At 62.8% G+C, this 1,550-nt stretch carries 2 protein-coding genes; both read right to left on the reverse strand.

What is annotated here, in order from left to right:
- A partial coding sequence (gene galE / locus P775_RS23070) for a UDP-glucose 4-epimerase GalE (protein ID WP_099913190.1) occupies nucleotides 1-982 on the reverse strand: 982 nt, incomplete at its 3' end.
- 4 nt (nucleotides 983-986) lie between these two features.
- The coding region (locus P775_RS23075) for a UTP--glucose-1-phosphate uridylyltransferase (RefSeq protein WP_245875826.1) at nucleotides 987-1,550 on the reverse strand (564 nt) is incomplete at its 5' end.

The raw sequence follows: 1,550 nt of genomic DNA on the forward strand, positions 1-1,550 counted from the left end.
ACTTGTCGAAATGGCCCACCTGATGCCAGCGCCAGGCGTCGGCGATCATCTGATCCATGGTGGACCGTCCCGGCGTCCAGCCCAGCTCGGTCTCGGCGCGGGTCGATCCGGACACCAGCGCGGTGCAGTCGCCCGCGCGGCGCGGGCCTTCGCTGGCCGGGACTTCCTTGTTGGTGACGGTGCGGCTGGCATCCATCACTTCACGCACGGAAAACCCCTTCCCGGTGCCCAGGTTGAACACCCGGCTGCCCTTGCCGTCCTGCAGCCACTTCAGCCCCAGAACATGAGCATCCACCAGATCGCAGACATGCACGTAATCGCGGATGCAGGTGCCATCGGGCGTGTCGTAATCCGTGCCATGGATGGTCAGCGCGGCGCGCTTGCCCTGAATGGCGTCCAGCATGACGGGGATCAGATGAGTCTCTGGGCGGTGGTGTTCGCCCACCTCGGCGTCCGGATCCGCGCCCGCCACGTTGAAGTAGCGAAAGATCACGTGGCGCAGGGCATGGGCCGCCTCGAAATCGCGCAGGATATCCTCGATCGCGCGTTTCGATGCACCATAGGCGTTCAGCGGCATCTGCAGGCTGTTTTCATCCAGCACCACATTATCCTGTTCGCCATAGGTCGCGCAGGTCGAACTGAAGACAAAGTTCAGACATTCCGCCGCCACAGCCGCCTCGATCAGGGTCAGAGAGCCTGAGACGTTGTTGCGCCAGTATTTGCCCGGCTCGGACATTGCCTCGCCCACCTGGCTGAGGGCGGCGAAATGCATCACCGCCACTGGTTGCCATTTGGCGAAAACCTCGTCCAGACGGGCCCGGTCAAGCAGGTCACCCTGCTCGAAGGGCCCGAATTTCACCGCATCCTGCCAGCCGGTCGACAGGTTGTCGAAGGTGACGGGGGTAAAGCCTGCGCGCGCCAGCGCCTTGCAGGCATGGGCGCCGATGTAGCCGGCGCCTCCGGTAACAAGAACATGTGACACTGACTTACTCCGCGGCTTTCTCTGCCGAGATGATTTCGTGCAGGAAGGTGCGCAGATCGTCCCTCAGCTCTTCGCGGGCCAGACCAAAGGCCACGGTGGCCTGCAGGAACCCGGCTTTGGAACCGCAGTCAAAGCGCTGGCCGCGGAAGCGCATGCCATAGACGCCCTCTTTGCCGCCGATTTCCTGTGCGATCGCGTCGGTCAGCTGAATCTCTCCACCTGCGCCGGCCTTCATCTTGTTGAGGTTCTTCAGAACCTGCGGCGACAGGATATAGCGCCCGATCACCGCCAGATTGGAAGGCGAGGTGCCTTTTGCCGGCTTCTCGACCATACCCTTGACCGACACGATGCTGCCCATGTCCTCAAGCACGTCCAGCATGCCATAGGATGATGCCTTTTCGGCGGGCACTTCCATCGCGGCGACCATGTTGCCGCCGGTTTCCTGATAGGCCTCGACCATCTGCTTGAGGCAGGGCTTGTCAGCGGCGATCACGTCGTCGGGCAGGATGACGGCAAAGGGTTCATTGCCGATCAGACGGCGCGCGCACCAGACCGCATGCCCCAGACC

The sequence above is a fragment of the Puniceibacterium antarcticum genome (assembly GCF_002760615.1).
Taxonomy (GTDB): domain Bacteria; phylum Pseudomonadota; class Alphaproteobacteria; order Rhodobacterales; family Rhodobacteraceae; genus Puniceibacterium; species Puniceibacterium antarcticum.